Below are 24,181 nucleotides of genomic sequence, written 5' to 3'. Positions count from 1 at the left end.
CGGGAGCACGCCCCGACGCGCCGTCACATGTCCCCCGACCGGCGCAATCCGGTCCCGGACCGCGGCCGCCGCGGAGGCGTTCCGGCCCGCCGGCCCCCTCCCGGGGCGCCCGGCGAGCGCAGCGCGACCCCCGAGGACAGCAGCAACAGCGCCCCCAGCATCACGAAGGGCGCGGCCACCCCCGCGACCCCGGCGACCAGACCCGCGGCGGCGGGCGCGGCGACCTGGCCCAGCCGGTTGCCGGTCAGACGCAGCGCGAGGGCCGTGGAGCGGGCGCCGTCGGGAGCGGCCTGGACGACCGTGGTCATCGACAGCGGCTGCCCGACGCCGAGACAGAAGCCGAGGGCGGCGAGCATCGCGGCGAGCCCCCACACCGGCACCGGCACCGCCATCCCGGCGCACAGCAGGGCCGCCAGCAGACACGTCACCGTGAGCAGGGCCGTCCGCCCGAACAGCCGCAGCAGAGGGGTGAGCACCAGGCGGCAGCCGATGGTGGCGGCCGCGCGCAGACTGAGCAGCACGCCGACGACGGAGGGCGCGATGCCCCGGTGCTCGCCGACCACGGGCAGATAGGCGGTGAGGATGTCGGTCGCGGACAGCACGGAGAGGCTGACCAGGATGCCGGCCGGGACGCCCCGGGAGCGCAGGATGCGGGCGACGGGCACCCGGTCGCCCGGCGCGTTCCGGGACGCGGGGCCCGTGTCACGGTGCTCTGTGCGCCACAGCGAGGTGAGCGCGACCGCGGCGACCGCGCCGGCGACGAGCAGGGCGAGGGCGCTGGTGCCGGCCATGTCGTGGCCGCCGATGAGAGCGCCCGCCGCGATCGGGCCGACCAGCTGGCCGAGGGAGGCGCCGATGGTGAAGTGGCCGAAGTTGCGGTCCTGTTCGTGCGGGGCGGACTGGCGGGCCACCAGCGACTGGGAGCCGATGACGAAGCAGAGGTGGCCGAGACCCATCACCCCGCTCCACAGGGCCATGGCCCACAGGGACTCGGCGACGCCGCTCAGCGCGCAGCCGCCGGATATGAGCACCACGCCGACGGGCAGCAGGGGCGCACACCGGCCGTGGTCGGTACGGCGGCCCAGCGGGACCGCGGCGAACAGCGGAAGCAGCGCGTAGACGCCCGCGAGGACGCCGACGGCCCGCTCGTCGGCGCCCAGCGCGAGGGCCCGGTAGGAGACGGCGGGCCGGGCCATCGACACCGCCCCCTGCGCGAAGCCGAAGGCGATGACGAGGCGGAGCAGCCAGCCGCGGTTCCCACCGGGCCTCATGTCGAGTCCTCCAAGGACGGTCGGACGAAGGTCAGATGATGCCGAACAGGACGCCGGCGCCGAGGATCACCAGCGAGGTGATCGCGGCCCACTTCACCACGAACCTGGTGTGGTCGCCGAACTCGACCTTCGCCATGCCGACGAGCACGTACACGGCCGGGACCAGCGGGCTCGACATGTGCAGCGGCTGGCCGACGAGCGAGGCGCGGGCGATCTCCAGCGGCGAGACACCGTGCGCGGCACCGGCCTCGGCGAGGACCGGCAGGACACCGAAGTAGAAGCCGTCGTTGGACATGAAGTACGTCAGCGGCAGGCTCAGGAAGCCGGTGACGAGCGCCATGTGCGGGCCCATGCCCGCGGGGATGCCGTCGACGATCCACTTGGCCATCGCGTCGACCATGCCGGTGCCCTGCAGGACGCCGGTGAAGACGGCGGCCGCGAAGACCATGCCGGAGACGTTGAGGACGTTGTCGGCGTGGGCGGCGAGCCGGGCCTTCTGGTCGGGGATGTGCGGGAAGTTGACGGTCAGGGCGAGCGCGGCTCCGAGCAGGAACAGCACCGGGATCGGCAGCCACTCCATGATCATCGCGGTGAGCAGCGCGACCGTGAGCAGCGCGTTGAACCAGTAGAGCTTGGGGCGCAGTGTCGGGCGGTCGGGGTCGAGGCCCTGGAGGCGGGCGTCGTCCTGGTCGTCGTCGCCCTCGCCCGCGTCGTTCGCGTCGGTGCCCGAGCCGGAGCCGCCGGTGGTCTTCGTCAGGCGGACCTTGCCGGAGCCGCCGGAGGCTCCGGCGCCCACGAGCACCGTCTCGGTCTCCTGGTCCGGCTCGTCCTCGACGATCTTCTCCTGCTCCAGCACCTCGTCCAGGCTCAGCACACCGAGCCGCTTGCGCTCGCGCAGACCGAGGAAGTAGGCGAGGACGAGGACGAAGAGCAGGCCCACCGCGAGCGCCGGGATCATCGGGACGAAGATGTCGCCCGCGTCGAGCTTGAGCGCGGTGGCGGCACGGGCCGTCGGACCGCCCCAGGGCAGGGTGTTCATGACGCCGTTGGCGGTGGCCGCGACACCGGTCATCACGACCAGGCTCATCTTCAGGCGCTTGTACAGCGGGTACATCGCCGAGACGGTGATCATGAAGGTGGTCGAGCCGTCACCGTCGAGGGAGACGATCGCCGCGAGGAGGGCCGTACCGACGACGACGCGCAGCGGGTCGGCCTTGCAGAACTTCAGGATGCCCCGGACGATCGGGTCGAAGAGGCCGACGTCGATCATGAGGCCGAAGTAGACGATGGCGAACATCAGCATCGCGGCGGTGGGCGCGAGGTTGCCCACTCCCTCGATGACGTAGTCGCCGAGCTTGGCGCCCTTTCCGACGAAGACGCAGAAGAGTGCGGGGATCAGTACGAGCGCCGCGATCGGCGACATCTTCTTCATCATGATCAGGACCAGGAAGGTCGCGATCATGGCGAAGCCGAGGATGGTCAGCATGTGGATACCTAACGTTCGCCCTTGAACATCCCACCTGGGGGTCGGCGGTGCGTTGACGTTAGGACCGTTCAAACGGTGTTAACAAGACGTTGACGTGCGAGCAATAAGCGCAAAAGTCCTGGTCACAGCTTTGCTCAGGTCAGAGGCGCGTGCGTTTCGGTCACCGCGGCGAGTGCGGTGACCTCGACGGGCACGCCGTTGAGGACCGCGTTGCCCGACAGCGGGTCGAGCAGGCTGCCGTCGAGGAGCTGGTTGACGTTGACGCCGGGGTCGGCGGAGGCGTGGCTCAGCCGGGTGCCGGGCCGGTCGTGTCCCCAGCCGTGCGGCAGGCTCACGACGCCCCTGCGCACGCCGTCGGTCACCTCGGCCGGGGCGGTCACCTCTCCCCCGGCGCCCTTGACGCGCACCGCGGCACCGTCGCGGACGCCCAGCCGCTCGGCGTCCTCCGGATGGATGTGCAGCGTGCAGCGGTTGGTGCCGCCGGTCAGGGCGGGCACGTTGTGCATCCAGCTGTTGTTGGACCGCAGGTGCCGGCGCCCGACCAGGACGAGCCCGGCGGGCCGTTCCGCCGACGCGCGCCGCAGCCGGGGAAGATCGTCCACGATCGGTCCCGGCAGCAGCTCGATCCGCCCGCTGCGGGTCTTCAGCGGCTGCGGCAGGCGGGATTGCAGCGGTCCGAGGTCGATGCCGTGCGGGTGGTCCAGCAGCCTGGTCAGGCTGAGCCCGTCGGGCCGTGCGCCGAAGCCGTCGCCGTAGGGGCCGAGGCGCAGCATCATGTCCAGCCGGCGCTCGGGACCGGTGTCGCCGGTGAGCCGCGCCGCGAGCTCCTGCGGGTCGCGGCCGTACACGGGTGAGTGGGGCTCCTTCACCGCCTTGCCCAGGGTCTGGCCGACGACCAGGTCGTCGACGGCCGACGGGTCGGCGCCGTGCATCCCGGTGGCGGCCAGGGTCAGCCGGGCGAGGATCTCGCTCTCGGCCATCCGGCCGGGTTCGAGCGGGACGGCGGGCCGGGTGTAGCGGACCTGGTTGCGGACGGCGAGGGTGTTGAAGGCGAAGTCGTGGTGCGGGCTTTGGGAGGGCGGGGGCGGCGGCAGGACGACGTGGGCGTGGCGCGAGGTCTCGTTGAGGTACGGGTCGACGCTGACCATGAAGTCGAGGGAGTCGAGGGCCTTGTCGAGACGGTCGCCGTCGGGTGCGGAGAGCACGGGGTTGGCGGCCACGGCTATCAGGGCCCGGATCGGCTCGCCCTCCTGCGTCGCGGTGTCGATCTCCTCGGCGAGCGCGGAGAGCGGCAACTCGCCCTTCGCCTCCGGGTGTCCGCTCACGCGCGAGTGCCAGCGTCCGAGCGCGAAGCCGCGGCCGGGGCCGGCGGGACGGGGTGTCCTGTCGGTGGCGGCCTGCGGGAAGAGGGCGCCGCCGGGCCGGTCGAGGTTGCCGGTGAGGATGTTGAGGACGTCGACGAGCCAGCTGGCGAGCGTGCCGAACGGGACGGTGCAGCTGCCGATACGGCCGTAGACGGCGGCGGTGGGAGCGGCGGAGAGTTCGCGGGCGAGGGCCCGCGTCACCGCGGCCTCCACGTCGCAGGCCCCGGCGACGGCTTCGGGAGTGAAGTCCCTTAGGGCCGCCCGGAGTTCGTCGACGCCCTGGACGTGAGCGGCCAGCTCCCCGAGGTCCACGAGCCCTTCCTCGAACAGCACCTGGACCATCGCGGCGAGCAACAGGGCGTCCGTGCCGGGCCGGATCGCCACGTGCCGGTCGGCGAGCTTCGCGGTGCGGGTGCGGCGGGGGTCGACGACCGTGAGGGTGCCGCCCCGGGCCTTGAGGGCCCTGAGCTTGCCGGGGAAGTCGGGCGCGGTGCACAGACTCCCGTTGGACTCCAGCGGGTTGGCGCCGATGAGCAGGAGGTGGTCGGTGTGGTCGAGGTCGGGGACGGGGATGGCGTTGGCGTCGCCGAAGAGCAGTCCGCTGGAGACGTGCTTGGGCATCTGGTCGACCGTGGATGCGGTGAACAGACTGCGGGTGCCGAGTCCGGCGAGCAGCACCGGCGGGTAGAGCGCGCCGGCCACCGTGTGCACGTTGGGGTTGCCCAGGACCACGCCGACGGCGTGCGGCCCGTGCCGCTCGACGACCGGCCGGATGCCGGCGGCGACCGCGTCGAAGGCCTCCTGCCAGGTGGCCTCCCGCAGCTCTCCGTCCTGGCGCACGAGGGGCGTGCGCAACCGGTCGGGGTCGCCGTCGACGGCCCCGAAGGAGGCGCCCTTGGGGCAGATGAACCCCTTGCTGAACACGTCGTCCCGGTCGCCTCGGGCTCCGGTGACCCTCGTTCCCTCGATGGTCAGGGTGAGCCCGCAGGTGGCCTCGCACAGGGGGCAGATTCGCAGGGCGGTGCGGGACACGGGTCCTCCCGGAGGGCGGCGGCGGTGACGCTTGCGTGCCGCAGAGCATACCGACCGGTATGCACGCTGGGGAGGCCTTGGGCCGGACAATCGGAGAGGCAGCACTCGCGGCCTGGGAGAGGTGGTCATCGGACTCGGGAGAGGCCACCCCCGGATACGGGAGCAACCGCCCCGCACTCGGAAGAGACCGCCCCCCGATACGGGAGCAACCGCCCCGCACTCGGAAGAGACCGCCCCCCGATACGGGAAAGCTCCTACCCGGATACGGCCAGCCCCGCGGATCGGAGAGCCACCGCCGGCCTCGGGAGTCGGGCTACGCCCTCGGGGGCGGGGGCGGGGACTCCCCCCTCGGGAACGACCCGTGGCCGTGGCCTCGGATGAGCCCTCCTTGGAGCAGCCCGGCCCGGAAGAGGTCCGGCGGCCCGAACTCCGGCCGCCGAGAGGCCCCTCGGCAGAATCCCCCGGCCTCAGGGATCCCGGATCGTCAGTCCAGGGTGCGGGCGAGGTAGGCCCGCAGGAGTTCCCGGGTCTCCTCGATCACCCTCTCGTCCCCCGCCGGATCCATCCGGAAGGCCAGGTGCACGAGGGTGTCCGCGGTCTCCACGGCGATCAGGAAGGTGCGGCGCAGATCCTCGTCGGGCCGGCGGCCGAGGTAGCCGGAGAGCAGGTCGGTGAGGCGGTCGGCGACACGGTGGTTGGGTTCGGCGCGGGCGCCGACCGGGATCTGGTTGCCGAAGTCGACGAGGGAGAAGCCGGGCGCGGTGCGCTTCATGGCCAGGTACTCGTCGAGCACGGCGTCCATGGCGGCCCGCCAGTCCCCCCTGCCCTCGGCTCCGCCCGGGCGGGAGGCGCCCGCGTCGCCGGCACGCTTGAGCCGCTCGGTGACGCGCTCCGCGTAGCGCTCCAGGTTGCGCTGGGCGAGGGCGTCGGCCATCTGCTTCTTGTTGCCGAAGAAGCGGTAGACGGAGCCGATGGGGACGCCGGCGCGCTCGGCGACGGCACGGGTGCTCAGGGCGTCGTAGCCGACCTCGTCCAGGAGGTCGGCGCAGGCGTCCAGAATTCTGGTCAGGCGTTCGGCGCTGCGCCGCTGCACGGGCGCACGGCGAAGCGATGTCGCGTGGGGCACGGGCTTCATGATGCCTTTCCGCCGGGACCGGGTGAACCTCGCCCCTGGGTACGCAGAAAGATGTGTGACGCACTCAGTCCCGGTGCGGCGGAGGAGGCGGAGGTCTCCGGGGACGCGGGGGTCGCGTCCGACCTCGAGGACGCCTCGGGCCCCGAGGACGCCTCCGACCCCGAGGACGCCTCCGGTTCCGAGGACGCCTCCGGTTCCGAGGACGCCTCCGGTTCCGACGCCGTGATGTCCGCCGTGCTCTCCACCGGCTTGCCGTCGACCGCCCACACCGTGCCGTCGTCCGCGTACAGACGGGCGGTGACCTGGTGGGTGCCGTGCGGGAGGTAGCCGGCGGGGATGTCGTAGGTGGGACCGCGCAGATCGGCCACGGCTCGGTCGTCCACGAAGAGCCGGGCGGTGCCGCGGCCGGCGACCGCCCGCGCCTTCGTCCCGGCCGGCGAGAACAGGAAGTTGCTCACCTTGAGGCGGACGTCCCAGCCGCCGTCGGCGTCGGGCTCCACCTCGAGCCCCACCTCCGGCGCGCCCTCGCCGTCCACCTCCCGGTAGTGGCGCCCGTCGTCGTCCGTGTCCTCCAGGACCTTGCCCACCGGCTCCGGTGAGGCCGCGGTCGTCCCCGCGGGCCCGGCCGGCTCGCGGGCATCACCGGAGCCGCAGCCCGCGGATCCGGTCAGCAGCAGGACACAGACCGCGAGCGCGGGAAGGGTGCCACGCGTCCACGACATGCGGGGGAGCGTAGAACACCGGTACGACGGCACGAATCCCCCTGAAGTCGGTTCTCGCCACCGCGTGATCGTCCTCCCGAAGGAGGAGCCCTCCCGGAGGAGGAGCCCCGAGCCGCCCCGCACCTCTTGCGCGCGGGAAACCGCAATCCTACGGTGATACATAGGAATCAGTGTCCGAGAGGGAGCACGCATGAGCAGCGGGGACGCACGCAAGACGGCCGAGGGGCTGACCTACCTGTCGGGGTTCGGCAACGAGCACGTCTCCGAGGCGGTTCCGGGCGCCCTGCCCGAGGGCCGCAACTCGCCGCAGCGCGCGCCGCTGGGCCTGTACGCGGAGCAGCTCAGCGGTTCGGCCTTCACCGAGCCGCGCGCCCACAACCGCCGCTCCTGGCTGTACCGGATCCGTCCCTCGGCCGCGCACCCCGCGTTCACCCGCGCGGACAACGGGGCGCTGCGCACGGCCCCGTTCACGGAGACGGTCCCGGACCCCAACCGCCTGCGCTGGAACCCCCTGCCGGAGCCCGTGCCGGGGACGGACTTCCTGGCGGGCCTGTGGACCCTCGGCGGCAACGGCGACGCCACCCAGCGCACCGGCATGGCCGTGCACCTGTACCACGCCAACGCCTCCATGGACCGAGTCTTCAGCGACGCCGACGGCGAGCTGCTGATCGTCCCGGAGCGCGGCGGCCTCCTGCTGCGCACGGAGTTCGGCCTGCTGCACGCCGAACCGGGTCATGTGGCGCTGATCCCGCGCGGGGTCCGCTTCCGGGTCGAGCTGCTCGACACCGGGTCCGACGGCGGGCCGGGCCCGGCGGCCCGCGGGTACGTCTGCGAGAACTACGGCGCCCCCTTCCGCCTCCCCGACCTCGGCCCGATCGGCGCCAACGGCCTCGCCAACCCCCGTGACTTCCGCGCACCGGTCGCGGCGTACGAGGACGTCGAGGGCCCGGTGGAGGTGGTGAACAAGTTCTGCGGCAACCTGTGGACCGCCACCTACGACCACTCCCCGCTCGACGTCGTCGCCTGGCACGGCACCCACGTTCCGTACGTCTACGACCTGCGCCGCTTCAACGTGATCGGGACGATCTCCTACGACCACCCGGACCCCTCGATCTTCACGGTGCTGACCTCTCCCTCCGACACCCCGGGTCTCGCGAGCGTGGACTTCGTGGTCTTCGCGCCGCGCTGGCTGGTGGGCGAGGACACCTTCCGGCCGCCGTACTTCCACCGGAACGTGATGAGCGAGTACATGGGCCTGATCGAGGGCGCCTACGACGCGAAGGCGGAGGGCTTCGTGCCCGGCGGGGGCTCGCTGCACAACATGATGTCGGCGCACGGACCGGACCGGGAGACCTTCGACCGGGCGAGCGCCGCGGAGCTGAAGCCGCACAAGGTGGACGACGGGCTGGCGTTCATGTTCGAGACGCGGTGGCCGGTCACCCTCACCCCGCACGCGGCGGGCGCGCAGCACCTGCAGCAGGGCTACGACGACGTGTGGTCGGGCCTGGAGAGGCACTTCCGCCCGTTGCACTGACCGTCGCGCGAAAGGTACGGATAGCCCGTGACCTCCTTCGCCCCGGACTCGATCGTCCTGAACCGCAAGCTGCCGCTCTGGTACCAGGTGTCGCAGTCGCTGCGCGCCTCGATACTGGGCCGCTCGCCGCAGGACCCGCTGCGCCTGCCCACCGAGGAGCAGTTGGCCGGGCACTACGGGGTGAGCGTGCTGACCATGCGCCAGGCGCTGAAGGAGCTGGAGGAGGAGGGGCTGATCACCCGCCACCGCCGGCGCGGCACGTTCATCGAGCCGACCGCCCGGCGGGGCGCCCCCGTCCGCCTGCTGGGCTCGGTCGACGCGATCGTGGCCCAGCAGTCCGGCATGGTGACGGAGCTCCTCGACCGGGGGACGGCGGCGCCCCCGGCCGAACTCGCCGAGTACTTCCCGGACCTGGCGGAGGTGGCGACGTACCACCGGCTGCGCAGCGACGAGAAGACGGGTGAGCCGACCAACCACGCCCGCAACTACGTCCGTCCGGACGTCGCGTCCCTGATCGATCCGGACGACCTGGTGCGCTGGCCGATGACGAAGGTGCTGCGGGACGTCGTGGGGGCGGACATCAGCCGCATCACGGACACCGTCGAGGCCCGTCTCGCCGACCCCGAGACGGCCGGACTGCTCCACGTCCCGCTGCTGAGCCCGATCCTCCACTACACGGGCGTGACCTACGACACCGACGGCCGCCCGCTGGACGTGGCGGTCATCCACTACCGCGGCGACCGCTTCTCCTTCACGGTGACCCTGGACGCCACCTGACCCGCGCGGCGAGGGGCCGTCGTACGATGCCCAGCGTGACGCACGACGACGCTCCGCTCCTGGCGGACCTCATGCCGTGGTCCGTCGCACCCGTGCGGCTCGGCCGCGGCTGGCCGGCGGCCCCGGACGCGGCATCGCTGAAGGCCCGTTGGGACGCTCTGGTGAAGGCCGAGGGACCCGACCGGGAGGCCCTGTTCGAGCCGACCCGTTCGCGGACGCTGCACTCGGCGGTCGGCCAGCTGCCGGGCCGGCCGACCGGCACGGAGAAGCTGCTGCGGGCCTCCGGCCCCTGTCCGGAGCCGGTCCGCGTGCTGCACGCCCCCTTCGACGAGCAGTGGCTGATTCCCGACCACCGCCTGATCGACGCCGCGCGGCCCGAGTTGTGGCGGGTGGCGGACCGTCACCAGGTCTTCGTGGTGGAGACGGCCGGGGATCCGCCCGGCCCCGTCCTCCTCGCCACCTCACTGCTGCCCCTGGTCCGCCCGGGCCGCGTCCGCCCCCTGTACCGCCGCCCGGGCGGCACGGAACCGAACCTGGCCCCCGGCCTGCTGGAGCACCTGACCGCACGGCTGGGTCACCCGGTGACCCCGGCCGACGTCCTGGCCTGGATCCTCGCGGCGACCCGCCCCGACCTCACGGTCCCGCTCACCGCGGACCCGGAGCACTGGGCGCGGGGCGTCGAACGGGGCCGCCGCATCCTCTGGCTGCTGCGCCGCGACGGCGACCGGCCCAAACTCCCCGGCGGCCGCCGCCCCTACGTCCGCGCCCCGCTGCCGCCGCGCCCCCGCACGCTCCACTACGACCGCGACGAGGAGACCCTGCACCTCGACGACGGCCGCATCTCCCCCGTACCGCCCGAGGCGTGGGACTTTCAGGTGGCGGGGTCCGGGGTCGTGGAAGCCTGGTTCACGGCGCGGACGGCGGAGGGCGAGCCGGGGACCCTGAACGCCGTGCGCCCGGCGACCTGGCCGCAGACCTGGACCTCGGAGCTGCTGGAGCTGATCACGGTCCTCGCCCTGCTCGCCGAACTGCGCCCGCGGCAGGCGGAGTCCACGGCGCCGGCCCCGGTCACGGCCGCCGAGCTGCACCGGGCGGGCGTGCTGCCGGTGCCCGAGCCCGCACGCCGGCCGGCCTCGGTGCTCGGCGGACACGAGGAGGGCCCCGAGGGTCAACTCGCCCTGATCTAGGGGGCGGCCGCGGAGTCTAGGGGGTGGCCTTCGGGTCGAAGGAGTCCAGCAGCCGCGTGAGGGCCCGGTCGAAGGCGCCCTCCGGGTCCTCCGGCGGGGCGACCCCCTGGGCGAACAGGGCCGCCAGGTGCGGATAGTCGCCCGTCATGACCTGGCGCATCATGTAGGCGCCGCGCACGGCCTCCTCCTGCTCCGCGGACCACGGCACGGAGCGCGTCCGTTCGGCGACGGCCTGCTCGTTGGCGACGAACGTCATGACCGATCCGTTGACCATCCCGAACAGTTCCAGCTTCGTACCGGGCGGCACGTCGAGGCCTTCCAGACAGGCGAGGCACCAGTCCAGACAGCGCAGCGCGTTGGGGCTGATGCTGTAGACGGTCGACATCACGCGGACCAGCCAGGGGTGGCGGCGCATGATGCCGCGGGCCTGGCGGGCGAGGTCCATCATGTCCGCGCGCCAGTCGCCGCTCGGCTCGCGGGACAGGTCGTACTCCCCGCTGACCAGGTCGACCATCAGCTCGTACAGGTCCTCCTTGCGCGGCACGTAGTTGTAGAGCGACATGGTGCCGCAGCCGATCTCGGCCGCGACTCGGCGCATCGAGACCGCGTCGATGCCGTCCGCGTCGGCGATGCGGACGGCCGCCGCCGCGATGTCGGCGCGGCTGTACGCGGGTTTGGGGCCCCGGCCCGCACGCTCGGGGCGCGCCCAGATCACCTCGGGTTCGGCCGCTCGGCCCGCCATGGATCATCACCTCCCCACCATCGTAGTTACGTACACCGTACGTAGTGCGGTACGGTCACCCCATGACAACTACGTACGCCGTACTTAGTGAGGGTCTGGAGAAGCGTTTCCGCGATGTCCGTGCGCTGCGCGGGCTGGACCTCGCGGTCGTGCAGGGCACGGTCTGCGGGCTGCTCGGGCCGAACGGCGCGGGGAAGACGACCGCGATCCGGGTGCTGACCACCCTGCTGGCCCCGGACGCAGGGACGGCCAGGGTCGCCGGGCACGACGTCGTGCGCGAGGCGGCGGAGGTCCGGCGGCGGATCGCGGTCACCGGGCAGTACGCCTCGGTCGACGGCGATCTCACGGGCGCCGAGAACCTGCGGCTCTTCGCCCGGCTGCTGCGCGCGCCCCGGTCACGGGCCGACGAGTTGCTGGAGCGGTTCGGCCTGTCCGGGGCCGCGGACCGTCCGGCGCGCACCTACTCCGGCGGCATGCGGCGCCGGCTCGACCTGGCCGCGAGCCTCGTCACCCGGCCAGCCGTGCTCTTCCTGGACGAGCCGACCACCGGACTCGACCCGCACAGCAGGAACGACATCTGGGACGCGGTGAGGGAGTTGGCCCGTGAGGGCACGACCGTGCTGCTGACCACGCAGTACCTGGACGAGGCCGACCGGCTGGCCGACGACATCGTGCTGATCGACGAGGGCCGCGCCGCGCACCAGGGCACTCCGGCCGGGCTCAAGGCGCAGACGGGGCGGTTCGCGGAGGTGGTCGTCGCCGAGGAGGGCGGCGAGCCCGCGCTGCACGCGGCCGCCGTGGTCCTCGACCAGCTGACCGGTTCCGAACCGGTGCTCGACCGCGAACGCCGCACCGCGGGGGCGGTCGTCCTCGACCCGGACGTCACCCTGCCGCGGGTCGTCCGCGAACTCGACGCGGCCCGCGTGCCCGTCGTCGACGCGAGCCTGCGCCCGCCCACTCTCGACGAGGTGTTCCTGCGCCTCACCGCCACGAAGGAGGCCGCCGCATGAGCGCGGTGATCCACGACGGCAGCGCCATGCTGGGCCGCCACCTGCGGCGGATCCGGCACGCGCCCGCGATCACGGTGATGACCCAGACGATGCCGATCGTCTTCCTGCTGTTCTTCGGCTACGTCTTCGGCAGCGCGCTCGCCATGCCGGGCGAGGAGTACCGCGCGTTCCTGGTCCCGGGAATGCTGGTGGCGACCGCCGCGAACGGCATCATGACGGGGATGTTCACCGCAGCCCAGGACGCGCACCGCGGCGTGATGGACCGCTTCCGCACGCTGCCCGTGAGCCGCTCGGCGGTCCCCCTGGGCCAGGCGGTGGCCGACCTGCTGACGACCGCGGTCGGGCTCGTTCCGCTGCTGCTGGTGGGCCTCGCGATGGGCTGGCGCGTCGAGGGCGGATGGCTGCGCGGGGCGGGCGCCTTCGCGCTGCTGCTGCTCTTCCGCTTCGCCGCCACCTGGGTGGGCATCCTGCTCGGACTCGCCTCGCAGAGCGAGGAGGCCGCCGGCCAGCTGGGCGGCGCCACCTTCATGCTGCCGCTGCTGTCCAACGCCTACATCCCCGTCGACGGCATGCCCGGCTGGCTGCGCACGCCGGCCGAGTGGAACCCGATCAGCGCCGTGACGACGGCCCTGCGCGACCTGTTCGGGAACGCCCCCGTGCCCGAGGGCGCCGCCTGGCCGGTGGCCCACCCCGTCGCCGGGTCCGTGGCCTGGTGCCTCGCGCTGATCGCCGTGTGCCTGCCGCTCGCCGTCCGCCGGTACGCGCACGGGCAGCGGTGACCGGCAGCTGCTGACAAAGTCCCCGCCCACGGGACATGATCCGCTCCATGGAACAGCTCCCCCTGCCCCTGGAGGGCATCACCGTCGTCGCCGTCGAACAGGCCGTCGCGGCCCCGTTCGCCACCCGGCAGCTCGCCGACCTGGGCGCCCGGGTGATCAAGGTGGAGCGGGTCGACGGCGGCGACTTCGCACGCGGCTACGACACCGCCGCGCGCGGCCTCGCCTCCCACTTCGTCTGGTGCAACCGGGGCAAGGAGTCCGTCGCGCTGGACCTGAAGGACCCGCGCGGCCTGGACGTCGTCCGCCGGCTGGTCGCGGAAGCGGACGTGTTCGTGCAGAACCTCGCGCAGGGGGCGGCGGCCCGGCTCGGCCTGGACGCGGCCACCCTGTGCGCGGAGCACCCGCGGCTGATCGCCGTCGACATCTCCGGCTACGGCGCGAGCGGCCCCTACGCGGACAAGCGGGCCTACGACATGCTCGTGCAGTGCGAGGCGGGGCTGGTGTCGGTCACCGGGACGCCTGGGCAGCCAGTGAAGGCGGGCGTCCCGGCGGCCGACATCGCGGCGGCCATGTACGCCTTCTCGGGTGTGCTGGCGGCGCTGGTGCGGCGCGGGACGACCGGACGGGGCGGCCCGGTGGAGGTGTCGATGCTGGACGCCCTCGCGGAGTGGATGGGGCATCCCCTGCACCACACCCTGCACGGGGGAACCGCCCCGGCACGCACCGGACTCGCGCACGCCGTGATCGCGCCGTACGACGCCTATCCGACGGCGGACGGCGGACGGGTGCTGCTGTCGGTGCAGAACGACCGTGAGTGGATGCGCCTGGCGGAGCGGGTGCTGGGGCAGCCGGAGTTGGGGGCGGATCCGGCGTTCGCGACGAACGCGGCGAGGGTCGCGCGCCGGGAGCGTACGGACGCGCTGGTGGCGAAGGCCCTGGGAGCGCTGGACACCGATGAGGCGCTGGCGCGGCTGGAGGACGCGGGGATCGCGTGCGCGCGCCTGAGGGATGTGTCCGAACTGGCGGAGCACCCACAGCTGGCGGCCCGGGAGCGGTGGCGGGACGTGGACTCGCCGGTTGGGCCCCTGCGGGCGCTGCTTCCTCCGATCACACTGCCGGGTGGGGCGGAGGCGCGGATGGGGGCCGTGCCCGCGCTCGGGGAACACACCGGAGCGGTGCTGCGTGCCGTGGGGATGACGGACGACGAGATCGCAGCGCTGCGCCGGAACGGCGTGGTCGCCTGAGCGCGGGCCTTCAGTGCTTGTTGCCGCCGAACAGCGAACGGCGCAGTCGGCGCAGCGGCGCGAAGAGCGAGACCCGGCTCACTCGGGCGCCCCTGGGGCTGCGGTTGCGGGTGGGCTCACGCGCCGTCAGCTCCCGCATCAGTGAAGTCGCCTCGATCGTCTCCCGCTGCGGTATGGCGGGACCCGCCAGCACCGAGAGATGGCGGTCGAGACGCGAACTGGTCGCGCTGCTCCCGCAGGTGATCGCAGGGACCCTCGCCCTGCTGCGCATCGTTATCTGTTCCATGTCACTCCCCACCCGTACGAGTCCACCCGGCCCGGGCAGGGTAACCCTATCGCCCCGTCGGAGCACGCATGTATCGCGGTCACAGGATTCACCTTCCCCATAAGGGTGTTGACGATGCCTCCGCGGTTACTCTCCGAATCCAACCGATTTCAGGGTGAGTTGGACAACCGGCTGCGTAGTGGGCTGTGGTGAGCCTCCGTCAGGTTCGACGGTCACAGCGAGTGACGTCGAGGACTGCTCGAGACCGGTCGCGACCAAGGGCGTGTCGCCGTCGAAGAGGCCTAGGGAGCGCGGTTGCGCACCAGGGCGCATGACCCACAGCTGGTGCACCTGCCCGCCGGGCAGTTCGCCGTATCCGCTCAGCGTGACGACCGCCTCCCCCGCCGAGGCGGAAGCGATCACTCCGATGCTGCGGCCCTGCGCGTCCTTCCCGTTGCCCGCCCGGGCGTCCGGAGCTGCGAGAACGTGGGCGATCTCACGTGCCTGGGCACGCTCGGCGTCCAGCTGCTCCTGGGTGCGGCTCGCCTGGACGGCGAAGAGGGAGGCGACGACGAGCGCGGCGGCGGCCGTCGCCGTGGCGAACGGCACGAACAGGGGGCGGCGCGCACGGGGCGCACGGGTGCGGGCGGGCGGCGGCTGTATGCCCCAGACATGGGGCGGCAGCTGTGGCGCGCGCTCCCGCACCGGCCCGTGCGCGGGCTCCTGGGGAGTCGTCCGTACGGCGGCCAGGACCCGGTCGCGCATCGCGGCCGGCGGCGGGGCGGCCGTCGACCAGGCGAGCCGCACGGCGTCCTCGGACAGCGCCCGAACATCGGCGGCGCAGCGGTCGCAGCTCCTCAGGTGCCTCTCGAAGCGGCGGCGTTCGTCGGCGTCGAGGGCGTCGAGGGCGTAGGGGGCGGCCAGCGAGTGCAGGTCCTGCCGGCGGAACAGCGATCCGAGGACGCTCATGCGGCACCTCCCAGGCAGTCGCGCAGCCGCGTGAGTCCGTCGCGCATCCGGGTCTTGACCGTGCCCAGCGGCAACGAGAGCCGCTCGGCCACCTCGCGGTAGGTGTAGCCGTCGTAGTAGGCGAGGGTGACGGACTGGCGTTGCAGGGCCGTCAGCCGGTCCAGGCAGCGGCGCACCCACTCTCGCTCCAGTCCCGCCTCGACCTCCTCCGACACCTGGTCGAAGGCGGGGTGATGGGCGCGCTGGGCCTCGCGCTGCTCGCGTTCGCCGGCCGCGCGGACACTGCGCACCCGGTCGACGGCGCGACGGTGGGCGAGGGTGAGGATCCACGACAGGGCGCTGCCGCGGCCGGGGTCGAACCGCGCGGCGGAGCGCCAGAGTTCCAGCAGCACCTCCTGTGACACCTCCTCCGACTGCGCCGGATCCCGCACCACCCGCCGGACCAGTCCGAACACCGGTCCGGACACGAGCGCGTAGAGCTGTTCGAATGCCTTCTGGTCGCCGCCCGCCACGAGCAGCAGCAGCTCGTCCGCCTCCATCCGGTCCCCCTCCCCGCGGCCGCACCCGGCCCGTCCCGTCTTACCAGGCATTCGCAACGCACACACCTCCGGAGGAGGTACGGATCCGGAGGCCGGAAACGCGGGTGAACAGGAAAGAAAAAGTTTTTGGACGGCGACCAATCCGATCCCGCCCTCCGCTCCGTATCACTGTCCGTCAGGCAAGTTGGCACAGAGGACGGACGGCATGACAGCAGCTATCTCCAGGAGCGGATCAGGACGCAGGGGCGTCGCGACCCTCATATGCGGGGCGCTGGCCGCCGGGGGGCTCGCGGCCGCCGGCGTCGCCACGCTGGAACCGGGGGTGGCCGCCGCCTCCAGCCACCGGGAGGCCCCGCTCATCTCCGGGACCCCGCAGTACGACAACACGGACGTGTACGCCTTCGTGAGCCCGGACCATCCGGACTCGACGACGATCATCGCCAACTGGATCCCGTTCGAGGAGCCGGCGGGCGGCCCGAACTTCTTCACGTTCGCCGAGGACGCGCAGTACGACCTGCACATCGACAACAACGGCGACGCGCAGGGCGACCTGCTCTTCCGGTACACCTTCAAGACGCACGTCAAGAACAAGAAGACGTTCCTGTACAACACCGGGGCCGTCGAGAGCCTCGACGACAAGGACCTGAACGTCACGCAGACGTACGACCTCGAGCTGGTCAAGCTGAGGAAGCAGAAGGTCCTCCACAAGACGAAGCTCGCGGACGACGTACCGGTGGCGCCGTCGAACGTGGGCAAGGCGTCGATGCCGGACTACAAGAAGCTGCGCGACCAGGCGATCTACAAGCTCTCCAACGGCGCGAAGACCTTCGCCGGCCAGGCCGACGACCCCTTCTTCCTGGACCTGCGCGTCTTCGACCTGCTGTACGGCGGGAACCTCTCCGAGGTCGGCAACGACACGCTCAAGGGCTACAACGTCAACTCGATCGCCCTGCAGGTGCCGACCGACCTGATCACCGAGTCGTCCGACCAGCCGATCGTGGGCATCTGGTCCACCACGCAGCGCCGCAACGCGCAGGGCTACTTCTCCCAGGTCTCGCGACTCGGCAACCCGCTGGTGAACGAGGTCGTCAACCCCATCAAGGACAAGGACAAGTTCAACGCGTCCGCGCCCTGGGAGGACGCCCGGTTCCTGAAGAACGTCACCAACCCCGAGCTGCCGAAACTCATCGAGGCGATCTACAAGATCAAGGCGCCGGCCGAGCCGCGCAACGACCTCGTCGACGTGTTCCTGAAGGGCGTCAAGGGCCTCAACCAGCCTCCGCACGTGACGCCGTCGGAGGAGCTGCGGCTGAACACCTCGATCAAGCCGACCGCCGCTCCCAAGCGGCTGGGCGTGCTCGACGGCGACAACGCGGGCTTCCCGAACGGCCGTCGGCTCACCGACGACGTGATCGACGCCTCGCTCCAGGTCGTCGAGGGTGAACTGCTCGGCGCCAAGAACGACCTGGGCGACGCGGTCGACAAGAACGACAAGGAGTTCGAGAAGGCCTTCCCGTACGTCGCGCTGCCGACCGAGGGGTCGCGCGGCCCGCTCGCCAAGGGCACCGGCGGCGGCAACGACGTCCGCAACCAGCTCGGTGACGCCCTCCAGCCGGCCTCCTCCTGGACCGACGGCAACACGGGTCTGATCGCCGTCTCCGCGGGCGCGGGCGCGGCCGGGATCCTGCTCATCGGCGGCGGCCTGACGTGGTGGCGCCGGATGCGGGGCCGGGCTTACTAGGCCCGCCGGGCCAACCGGGCGGCGGGCAACCGGGCGCCGGGCCACCGGCAACCGGCCACCGGGCCCTCGAACCGCCGGCCTTCCAGGCCGGTGCACGGACCGGGCCGGGGAGAATCCTGCGCTCCCCGGCCCGCACCACCCCCCACCGACGGGCGCGGCCCGCGTACCCATTCCCCCACGGCGCGGGCCGCGCCACCCCAACGGCAGGACGATCCACCCCAGGCGACCGAGGAGAGGGCATGTCCCCGCGTACGAACGACGGCGAACCGGAGCGCGAGCACCCGGCCTCCGGGCCGCGCCCCGAGCACCCCGCCCGGCCCGACGGCGGGCCGGAGGGCGAGACCGGGGCGGCCGGGTCGTCGCAGGCGTCCGGCAGCGGAGACGCCGTCCCGCGGACCACCGGACCACGCACCGCGGACGCCGGCCGCCGAGGCGCCCGGGCCGTCGAGGACGCTCAGGGCGTACCGGCCGTGCGGGAGGACGCGCGGGGGACGGAGACCTTCGAGGAGCCGGGGAGCATCCGGGCCTCACAAGACGGCCAGGATGGGCCGGAGAGCGCGGACACCAAGGACGGGCCGGACGACGCCGACACCCAGGACGGGCCGGACGACGCGGACACCCAGGACGGGCCGGACCGCGCGGACGTCCAGGACGGGCCGGACCGCGCGGACGGCGAAGGAGTTTCGGCGGGCGCCCCGTCCGGCGCCGGCGAGGTCGACGCCCGTGTCGCCGCCGTGCGTCGTACGGGTGCCGCGGGCCGGCGTTGGCGGGCCCTGCACCTGGGGGCCTGCGCGGCCATGGTGGCCGTCGCGCTCACCGCCGGGGCGATCGCCTTCGGGGCCGTGCGCGACGGCGGAGCGACTCCGGTGGTCGCGGCCGCCGCGGTCTCACCGGGGCTGCTCGCCGGGGCCGACCTCGACGCCGGGATCACCTCGCTCCAGGCCCATCTCCGCGCCCAGCCACGGGACTTCGGCGGCTGGGCCACGCTCGGACTGGCCTACGTCGAGCAGGCGCGGACCAAGGGCGACCCCTCCCGCTACCCGCAGGCGGAGAAGGCCCTGGAGCGTTCCCTGGAATTGCGTACCGGCAACGACCAGGCACTGTCCGGCCTCGCCGCCCTCGCCGCCGCCCGGCACGACTTCGACGGCGCCCTGCACCACGCCGACCAGGCCCTGCGGCAGAACCCCTACAGCGAACGCGCCCTGTGCTCCCGTATCGACGCGCTCGTCGAGCTCGGCCGCTACGACGAGGCGGAGAAGGCCGCGCGGACCGCCGACGAACGGCGCCCCGGCGTACCGGTGTTCGCGCGGTACGCGTACGTCCACGAGCTGCGCGGAGACGTCACCACCGCGCGCCGGGTCCTGGAGCAGGCCCTCGCCGCCTCGACCACGCCCGGCGACATCGCCTTCGTCGCCACCCAGCTCGGCCAACTCGCCTGGAACCAGGGCGACCACAGCACCGCCCTCACCCACTACGCCCGCGCTCTGGCCGCCGACGAGGACTACCTCCCGGCGCTGGAGGGACGCGCCCGCGCCCAGGCGGCCGACGGGCGTCGGGCCGAAGCGATCGAGGGATTGGAGGACGTGGTCCTCCGCTTCCCGCTCCCCGGCCCGCTCGTCGCGCTGGGAGAGCTGTACGAGGCGAGGGGCGCCCAGGGCGACGCGGCGAAGGCCGAGGCGCAGTACACACTCGTCGACGCCTGGACCGCCCTCGCCCGGGCCAACGGCGTCAACGCCGACCTCGACACCTCCCTCGCGGCCGCCGACCACGGCGACAAGGCGGCGGCGCTGCGCGCGGCACGCGCCGAGTGGAACCGTCGCCGGACCGTGCACACCGCGGACGCCCTCGCGTGGGCCCTGCACGTCAACGGCAGGGACGCCGAAGCCCTCCCCTACGCCCGGCAGGCCACGGCCACGGGCTACCGCAACGCGGCCTTCCTCTACCACCGGGGTGTCATCGAACGCGCCACCGGTCACACCCAGGACGCCCGCACCCACCTCGCGGCGGCCCTGGAACTCAACCCCGGGTTCTCCCCGCTGGGCGCCCGTGACGCCCGCACCGCACTGAAGACGCTGGAGGCGGCCAAGTGACAGCCCGTCGTGTGTTCGCCTCCTGCGCGGCCGTCCTGACGGCCGGGTGTGCGCTCGTGCTGATCCCTTCCGCCGGCGCGAGCGCGCACCCCCTGGGCAACTTCACCGTCAACCGCTACGACGGGCTCGTCGCCGCGCCAGGACACCTGCGCGTCGACCACGTCGAGGACCTGGCCGAGATCCCGGCGACCCAGGCGAAGCCGGACATCGAGCGGCTCGGCCTCACCGCGTGGGCCCGGCAGCGCTGCGCCACCGCCGCCGAGGACAGCGGACTCACCGTCGACGGCCGTCCCGTCGCCCTCACGGCCGGCGCCGCCGAGGCGGTCGTACGCCCCGGTCAGGCGGGGCTGGACACCCTGCGCGTGGAGTGCCGGCTGACGGCCCCGCTGCCCGAGGACGGGACGGCCTCCCTCGCCTTCCGGGGCGCGGGCGCCGCCTCCGGGCCGGGCTGGCGGGAGATCACCGCGCGGGGCGACCGGATGACGCTCACCGCCTCCGACGTACCGACCGAGTCGCTGTCCGGCGAACTCACCGACTACCCGCAAGAGTTGCTCTCCTCTCCCGCCGACACCGCCACCGCGTCGCTGCGGATCCGCCCCGGCGGCGCGGCCCTCGTGGAGGGTGAGCGCGACGCGCCCGCCGCCTCCGTGCTGCCCCGCGGTACCGACCGCTGGACACGGGCCCTGGACAGCCTGGTCGCCCGGCAGGACCTTACCGTCGGCTTCGCCGCCCTCACCGTGCTGATCGCCGTCGGACTCGGCGCGATGCACGCGGTCGCCCCCGGGCACGGCAAGACCCTCATGGCCGCGACGGCTGCCGCCCGGGGCGGCAGGGCCCGGATGAAGGACGTCCTGCCCCTGGCCGCGTCGGTCACCGTCACCCACACCCTGGGCGTGGTCGCCCTCGGCCTCCTGATCACCGCGGGTTCGGCCGCGGCGCCCTCGGTGATCGCCTGGCTGGGCCTGGCCAGCGGTGTCCTCGTCCTGTGCGCGGGCGCGACCCTGGTCCGCCGGGCCTGGCACAACCGCCGCCACGACCACGGCCACGCGCACAGCGGCGGCCACGACCACGGCCACGCGCACAGCGACGGCCACGGCCATGCCCACAGCCCGGGCCACGGCCACGGGCCCGGGCGCACCCGTGCTCACGAGCACACCAAGACCCCCGCCCGTGCGCTCGCCCTCGTCGGCGCCTCCGCGGCACACACATCTCACGAGCATGACCACGGCCACCACCACGACCAGGACCACGCGCACGTCCAGGAGCCCGAGCACGACCACGCGCACGGCACCCCCCACGACCCCGCGCACGACCACGACCACAGCCACGACCACGACCACGACCACGGCCACGGCCACGGCCACGGCCACGGCCACGGCCGTCACGGTCACACCCACACCCACACCCACACCCACACCCACGGCGGCTTCACCCACACCCACTCCACCGCACCCACCCTCCGCGGCACGATCCTCCTCGGCTTCGCCGGGGGGCTCGTCCCCAGCCCGTCCGCCGTCGTCGTGCTCGTCGGCGCGGCCGCGCTCGGGCACGCCTGGTTCGGGCTGCTGCTCGTCGTCGCGTACGGCGTCGGCCTCGCGCTCACCCTCACCGCCGCCGGGTTCGCCGTCGTCAGGCTGGGGTCGGGCGCGGCCCGGTTCCTGGACCGCAGCCCGCGCTGGACCACCCACCCGGTGGCGGCGCTGGTCCGCCGGAACGTGCCGCTGTGGTCCGCGCTCGTCGTCGTGGCCCTCGGCGCCGGACTGGTGCTCAAGGGGGCCGCATCCTTCGTCGCCTGAGCTACGTTTGTGGAGGTGTTCGCCCGGATGCGAAGAAGGGGGCACGGTGTCCGAAGGACCGGGCCGTGAAGGTCTGATCGCGGGCCGCTACCGCCTGCTGTCCCCGCTCGGCGAGGGCGGTATGGGAACGGTGTGGCGGGCCCGCGACGAGGTGCTGCACCGCGAGGTCGCCGTCAAGGAGGTACGGGCCCCGGCCGGGCTGCCGGCCGACGACGTCGAGCGGATGTACGCCAGGCTGGAGCGCGAGGCCTGGGCCGCGGCCCGGGTCGCGAACCGGAACGTGGTGACGGTGTACGACGTGGCCACGCAGGACGGGCGGCCGTGGATCGTCATGGAGCTGGTGCGGGGCATCTCGCTCGCCGAGCTGCTCGACGCCGAGGGCCCGTTGGATCCGGCGCGGGTCGCGCACATCGGCGCGGAGGTGCTGGCCGCGCTGCGGGCGGCGCACGAGGCGGGGGTGCTGCACCGGGACGTGAAGCCGGCCAACGTGCTGATGTCGAACGACGGGCGGGTCGTGCTCACCGACTTCGGCATCGCCTCGGTCGAGGGCACCTCCGCGATCACCATGACGGGTGAGGTCATCGGCTCCCCCGAGTTCCTCGCGCCGGAGCGTGCGCTCGGGCGCACACCGGGACCCGAGTCGGACCTGTGGTCGCTGGGCGTGCTGATGTACGCGGCGGTCGAGGGCAACTCCCCTTTCCGTCAGGACACTCCGCTGAGCACCCTGCGCGCGATCGTCGACGAGGAGCTTCCGCCGCCGCGCCGGGCGGGTCCGCTCGCTCCGGTGATCGAGGGGCTGCTGCGCAAGGACCCCGCCGAGCGGCTGTCCGCCGACCGGGCCGAGCAGGACCTGCGGGTCGTCGCCGCTGGGGGTACCCCCTCCGGGGGAGGCGCCCCGCGCACCCACACCGGCCGGGCGGCGCCGTATCCGCCGACGGTCACGGCCCTGCCGTCGACCGCGGGCACGGAGCCGCTCGCCCGGCAGCAGCCGGCGGCGCCGCCTTCGTGGACCGGGCCGGCGGCGACCACCCGGACCGAGCCGGGCGGCAACCGGCGGGCCGCCGGCGTGCTGATCGCGGGCGTGGCGGCGCTGGCGCTGGCGGTCGCCGGGCTGACATACGCGTTGCTGGACCGGGACGAAGGGGACGACGGCGCGGGCGGGGGTGTGACCAGCAGCCTGTCACAGGGCGTCAGTCCGTCCGCTTCGCCCGAGGCGAGCGAGACGGGGAGCGAGGAGCGGCCCTCGCCGAGTCCGAGTCCGAGTACGAGCGAGAGCGCCACGAGCGAGGCTCCGGCGCAGTCGGTCGCGGTCACCGTCACCGGGCAGCACACGGACTACTCCGGAGCCTGTCCGCCGCCGGAGGAGGGGGTGCCGGTCTTCACGGCGACCATCACGGTGGGCCGGCTGCCCGCGCAGGTGACCTACCGGTGGGTGTCGGAGGACGGGGAGCTCGCGGACTCGGACTGGAAGACGCTCGACTTCCCGGCGGGCGGCGGGACGTCGCGGCAGGACCGGGTGACCGTGACGACGTACGCCGAGAGCGGGACGTACCGCAACTCGATCGGCGTCGAGGTGCGTGAGCCGGAGCGGACCACGTCGAACTCGGTGCCGTTCTCGGTGACGTGCGAGACGGAGGCCCCGTCGGACGAGGCCTCCCCCTCCGCGTCACCCTCGGAGTGACGGCTCAGGCGGCGCTGTTGAACACCGGCAGGTAGCCACCCGACTGACCGGGCGCGGTCGGGTGGTAGGACTCGCCGATGTTGAGCCAGTTGACGCTGTGCAGCCAGGAGCTGCCGGAGCAGATCTCGTGGCCGGTGAAGGTGGTGCGGACGTCGCCGAAGACGAATCCGTGGGCGGCGGCGCGCTGGGCGATCGCCGCGTTCAGGTGGTCGGAGGCGTTGTTGATGGCGCTGCGCTTGGTCTCGGACAGGCCGAGACAGGTGGTGCCGAGCTTGTAGAAGCGGGGGTAGCCGATGACGACGACGCGGGCGTTGGGCGCCTTGGTGCGGATCGCCGAGTAGACGCTGTCGAGTTTGCCGGGGAGGGTCGAGTCGACGTACGCCCTGGCGGTGTTGATGCGGGACACGCACGTGCTGTCGGAGCTGGTCACGCAGGTGGTCATGACGTCGGCGAAGCCCGCGTCGTTGCCGCCGATGGTGATGGAGACCAGTGCGGTGGAGGAGTTGACCGGACCGAGCTGGCCCGCAAGGACATCACCCGTCCGGGCGCCCGAGCAGGCGGTGAAGGCGAACGACGACGGGGCGTGGGCGGCGTTCCACAGGTACGGGTAGGCCTTGGTGCTGCGCTTGCAGTCGCCGCTGGAGCTGATGTAGCTGCCGGCGCCGACGCCGGAGGAGTAGGAGTCGCCGAGGGCCACGTAGCCGCCGGTGGCGGCGAGTTGGGCACCGTGCGCGGAGGCGGCCCCGGTGAGGGCGGCACCGGCGGCCAGGAGGAGGGAACTGACGAATACGGCAATTCGGGAACGTCTCATGGAACC

20 protein-coding genes are annotated in these 24,181 nt (G+C 73.1%); 10 read left to right on the top strand and 10 right to left on the bottom strand.

From position 1 onward, the window contains the following. Nucleotides 1-23: 23 nt before the first annotated feature. From ACIHAR_RS19910 to ACIHAR_RS19890, 5 genes are all read right to left on the bottom strand, one after another. Nucleotides 24-1,271 carry an MFS transporter gene (locus ACIHAR_RS19910; RefSeq protein WP_400020732.1) on the bottom strand — a complete coding sequence of 416 codons (1,248 nt, stop codon included), beginning with the start codon at nucleotides 1,269-1,271 and terminating at the stop codon, nucleotides 24-26. A 31-nt stretch (nucleotides 1,272-1,302) separates the two neighbouring features. Then, on the bottom strand, nucleotides 1,303-2,757 hold the full coding sequence (locus ACIHAR_RS19905) for a CitMHS family transporter (RefSeq protein ID WP_400020730.1): 1,455 nt from the start codon (nucleotides 2,755-2,757) through the stop codon (nucleotides 1,303-1,305). A gap of 134 nt (nucleotides 2,758-2,891) precedes the next feature. After that, nucleotides 2,892-5,153 (bottom strand): molybdopterin oxidoreductase family protein, encoded by a 2,262-nt coding sequence (locus ACIHAR_RS19900; RefSeq protein ID WP_400020728.1) that lies wholly within the window; start codon nucleotides 5,151-5,153, stop codon nucleotides 2,892-2,894. Nucleotides 5,154-5,637: 484 nt separating this feature from the next. Continuing rightward, nucleotides 5,638-6,288 (bottom strand): TetR/AcrR family transcriptional regulator, encoded by a 651-nt coding sequence (locus tag ACIHAR_RS19895; protein WP_365456036.1) that lies wholly within the window; start codon nucleotides 6,286-6,288, stop codon nucleotides 5,638-5,640. Further along, nucleotides 6,285-7,010 (bottom strand): hypothetical protein, encoded by a 726-nt coding sequence (locus tag ACIHAR_RS19890; RefSeq protein ID WP_400020725.1) that lies wholly within the window; start codon nucleotides 7,008-7,010, stop codon nucleotides 6,285-6,287. The genes ACIHAR_RS19895 and ACIHAR_RS19890 overlap by 4 nt, the downstream gene beginning before the upstream one ends. A 190-nt stretch (nucleotides 7,011-7,200) precedes the next feature. Here ACIHAR_RS19890 and hmgA point away from each other — a divergent pair, with 190 nt between their 5' ends. The 3 genes from hmgA to ACIHAR_RS19875 are packed head-to-tail and all read left to right on the top strand — an operon-like array spanning nucleotide 7,201 to nucleotide 10,508. Then, a complete protein-coding gene (gene hmgA / locus ACIHAR_RS19885) occupies nucleotides 7,201-8,544 on the top strand; it encodes a homogentisate 1,2-dioxygenase (protein WP_365456042.1) in 1,344 nt (447 codons plus the stop codon). A gap of 27 nt (nucleotides 8,545-8,571) precedes the next feature. Beyond that, nucleotides 8,572-9,321, top strand: a complete 750-nt coding sequence (locus tag ACIHAR_RS19880; protein ID WP_365456045.1) for a GntR family transcriptional regulator — start codon at nucleotides 8,572-8,574, stop codon at nucleotides 9,319-9,321. 26 nt (nucleotides 9,322-9,347) lie between these two features. Further along, on the top strand, nucleotides 9,348-10,508 hold the full coding sequence (locus ACIHAR_RS19875; protein ID WP_400020722.1) for a type ISP restriction/modification enzyme: 1,161 nt from the start codon (nucleotides 9,348-9,350) through the stop codon (nucleotides 10,506-10,508). A gap of 16 nt (nucleotides 10,509-10,524) precedes the next feature. Here the strand turns inward: ACIHAR_RS19875 and ACIHAR_RS19870 are convergent, their stop codons facing one another. Further along, nucleotides 10,525-11,250 (bottom strand): TetR/AcrR family transcriptional regulator, encoded by a 726-nt coding sequence (locus ACIHAR_RS19870; protein ID WP_384654317.1) that lies wholly within the window; start codon nucleotides 11,248-11,250, stop codon nucleotides 10,525-10,527. A gap of 62 nt (nucleotides 11,251-11,312) precedes the next feature. On the opposite strand from ACIHAR_RS19870, the gene ACIHAR_RS19865 reads away from it, so the two are divergent. Genes ACIHAR_RS19865 through ACIHAR_RS19855 form a run of 3 tightly spaced genes read left to right on the top strand, consistent with a single transcriptional unit; the run spans nucleotide 11,313 to nucleotide 14,283 of the window. Continuing rightward, nucleotides 11,313-12,260, top strand: a complete 948-nt coding sequence (locus ACIHAR_RS19865; protein ID WP_400020720.1) for an ATP-binding cassette domain-containing protein — start codon at nucleotides 11,313-11,315, stop codon at nucleotides 12,258-12,260. Beyond that, nucleotides 12,257-13,039 (top strand): ABC transporter permease, encoded by a 783-nt coding sequence (locus ACIHAR_RS19860; RefSeq protein WP_365456056.1) that lies wholly within the window; start codon nucleotides 12,257-12,259, stop codon nucleotides 13,037-13,039. Before ACIHAR_RS19865 ends, ACIHAR_RS19860 begins: the two co-directional genes overlap by 4 nt. A 47-nt stretch (nucleotides 13,040-13,086) precedes the next feature. Then, nucleotides 13,087-14,283: a CaiB/BaiF CoA-transferase family protein gene (locus ACIHAR_RS19855; protein ID WP_365456059.1), complete on the top strand. Its 1,197-nt coding sequence runs from the start codon at nucleotides 13,087-13,089 to the stop codon at nucleotides 14,281-14,283. Between the two features lie 10 nt (nucleotides 14,284-14,293). On the opposite strand, the gene ACIHAR_RS19850 is transcribed toward ACIHAR_RS19855, so the two are convergent. The 3 genes from ACIHAR_RS19850 to ACIHAR_RS19840 form a co-directional block, all read right to left on the bottom strand. Continuing rightward, the gene (locus tag ACIHAR_RS19850; protein ID WP_400020717.1) at nucleotides 14,294-14,569 is read right to left on the bottom strand and encodes a hypothetical protein; all 276 of its coding nucleotides are present in this window, start codon (nucleotides 14,567-14,569) and stop codon (nucleotides 14,294-14,296) included. 126 nt (nucleotides 14,570-14,695) lie between these two features. Next, nucleotides 14,696-15,517: an anti-sigma factor domain-containing protein gene (locus tag ACIHAR_RS19845; RefSeq protein ID WP_400020715.1), complete on the bottom strand. Its 822-nt coding sequence runs from the start codon at nucleotides 15,515-15,517 to the stop codon at nucleotides 14,696-14,698. Next, on the bottom strand, nucleotides 15,514-16,056 hold the full coding sequence (locus ACIHAR_RS19840; protein WP_365456068.1) for a sigma-70 family RNA polymerase sigma factor: 543 nt from the start codon (nucleotides 16,054-16,056) through the stop codon (nucleotides 15,514-15,516). Before ACIHAR_RS19840 ends, ACIHAR_RS19845 begins: the two co-directional genes overlap by 4 nt. 205 nt (nucleotides 16,057-16,261) lie before the next feature. Between ACIHAR_RS19840 and ACIHAR_RS19835 the strand changes: the two genes are divergently transcribed. The 4 genes from ACIHAR_RS19835 (at nucleotide 16,262) to ACIHAR_RS19820 (ending at nucleotide 23,364) form a co-directional block, all read left to right on the top strand. Further along, nucleotides 16,262-17,797 carry a DUF4331 domain-containing protein gene (locus ACIHAR_RS19835; protein WP_365456071.1) on the top strand — a complete coding sequence of 512 codons (1,536 nt, stop codon included), beginning with the start codon at nucleotides 16,262-16,264 and terminating at the stop codon, nucleotides 17,795-17,797. A 239-nt stretch (nucleotides 17,798-18,036) separates the two neighbouring features. After that, nucleotides 18,037-19,887 (top strand): tetratricopeptide repeat protein, encoded by a 1,851-nt coding sequence (locus ACIHAR_RS19830; protein ID WP_400020712.1) that lies wholly within the window; start codon nucleotides 18,037-18,039, stop codon nucleotides 19,885-19,887. Further along, on the top strand, nucleotides 19,884-21,683 hold the full coding sequence (locus ACIHAR_RS19825; protein WP_400020710.1) for a nickel transporter: 1,800 nt from the start codon (nucleotides 19,884-19,886) through the stop codon (nucleotides 21,681-21,683). Before ACIHAR_RS19830 ends, ACIHAR_RS19825 begins: the two co-directional genes overlap by 4 nt. A 46-nt stretch (nucleotides 21,684-21,729) precedes the next feature. Next, on the top strand, nucleotides 21,730-23,364 hold the full coding sequence (locus ACIHAR_RS19820; RefSeq protein WP_365456080.1) for a serine/threonine-protein kinase: 1,635 nt from the start codon (nucleotides 21,730-21,732) through the stop codon (nucleotides 23,362-23,364). Nucleotides 23,365-23,368: 4 nt separating this feature from the next. Here the strand turns inward: ACIHAR_RS19820 and ACIHAR_RS19815 are convergent, their stop codons facing one another. Next, nucleotides 23,369-24,175: an SGNH/GDSL hydrolase family protein gene (locus tag ACIHAR_RS19815; protein WP_365456083.1), complete on the bottom strand. Its 807-nt coding sequence runs from the start codon at nucleotides 24,173-24,175 to the stop codon at nucleotides 23,369-23,371. Between the last annotated feature and the right edge of the window lie 6 nt (nucleotides 24,176-24,181).

It is taken from the genome of Streptomyces sp. NPDC052016 (assembly GCF_044548445.1).
In the GTDB taxonomy this organism is placed as follows: Bacteria; Actinomycetota; Actinomycetes; order Streptomycetales; family Streptomycetaceae; genus Streptomyces.
The sequence above is the reverse complement of the archived record's forward strand: the minus strand, read 5'-3'. Positions and strand labels throughout refer to the sequence as shown.

Excerpts from the sequence above, each read along its gene's own strand:
- ACIHAR_RS19910 (WP_400020732.1), bottom strand. The coding sequence starts at position 1,271 with ATGAGGCCCGGTGGGAACCGCGGCTGGCTGCTCCGCCTCGTCATCGCC.
- ACIHAR_RS19905 (WP_400020730.1), bottom strand. The coding sequence starts at position 2,757 with ATGCTGACCATCCTCGGCTTCGCCATGATCGCGACCTTCCTGGTCCTG.
- ACIHAR_RS19895 (WP_365456036.1), bottom strand. The coding sequence starts at position 6,288 with ATGAAGCCCGTGCCCCACGCGACATCGCTTCGCCGTGCGCCCGTGCAG.
- ACIHAR_RS19890 (WP_400020725.1), bottom strand. The coding sequence starts at position 7,010 with ATGTCGTGGACGCGTGGCACCCTTCCCGCGCTCGCGGTCTGTGTCCTG.
- hmgA (WP_365456042.1), top strand. The coding sequence starts at position 7,201 with ATGAGCAGCGGGGACGCACGCAAGACGGCCGAGGGGCTGACCTACCTG.
- ACIHAR_RS19875 (WP_400020722.1), top strand. The coding sequence starts at position 9,348 with ATGCCCAGCGTGACGCACGACGACGCTCCGCTCCTGGCGGACCTCATG.
- ACIHAR_RS19870 (WP_384654317.1), bottom strand. The coding sequence starts at position 11,250 with ATGGCGGGCCGAGCGGCCGAACCCGAGGTGATCTGGGCGCGCCCCGAG.
- ACIHAR_RS19865 (WP_400020720.1), top strand. The coding sequence starts at position 11,313 with ATGACAACTACGTACGCCGTACTTAGTGAGGGTCTGGAGAAGCGTTTC.
- ACIHAR_RS19860 (WP_365456056.1), top strand. The coding sequence starts at position 12,257 with ATGAGCGCGGTGATCCACGACGGCAGCGCCATGCTGGGCCGCCACCTG.
- ACIHAR_RS19855 (WP_365456059.1), top strand. The coding sequence starts at position 13,087 with ATGGAACAGCTCCCCCTGCCCCTGGAGGGCATCACCGTCGTCGCCGTC.
- ACIHAR_RS19850 (WP_400020717.1), bottom strand. The coding sequence starts at position 14,569 with ATGGAACAGATAACGATGCGCAGCAGGGCGAGGGTCCCTGCGATCACC.
- ACIHAR_RS19845 (WP_400020715.1), bottom strand. The coding sequence starts at position 15,517 with ATGAGCGTCCTCGGATCGCTGTTCCGCCGGCAGGACCTGCACTCGCTG.
- ACIHAR_RS19840 (WP_365456068.1), bottom strand. The coding sequence starts at position 16,056 with ATGGAGGCGGACGAGCTGCTGCTGCTCGTGGCGGGCGGCGACCAGAAG.
- ACIHAR_RS19835 (WP_365456071.1), top strand. The coding sequence starts at position 16,262 with ATGACAGCAGCTATCTCCAGGAGCGGATCAGGACGCAGGGGCGTCGCG.
- ACIHAR_RS19830 (WP_400020712.1), top strand. The coding sequence starts at position 18,037 with ATGTCCCCGCGTACGAACGACGGCGAACCGGAGCGCGAGCACCCGGCC.
- ACIHAR_RS19815 (WP_365456083.1), bottom strand. The coding sequence starts at position 24,175 with ATGAGACGTTCCCGAATTGCCGTATTCGTCAGTTCCCTCCTCCTGGCC.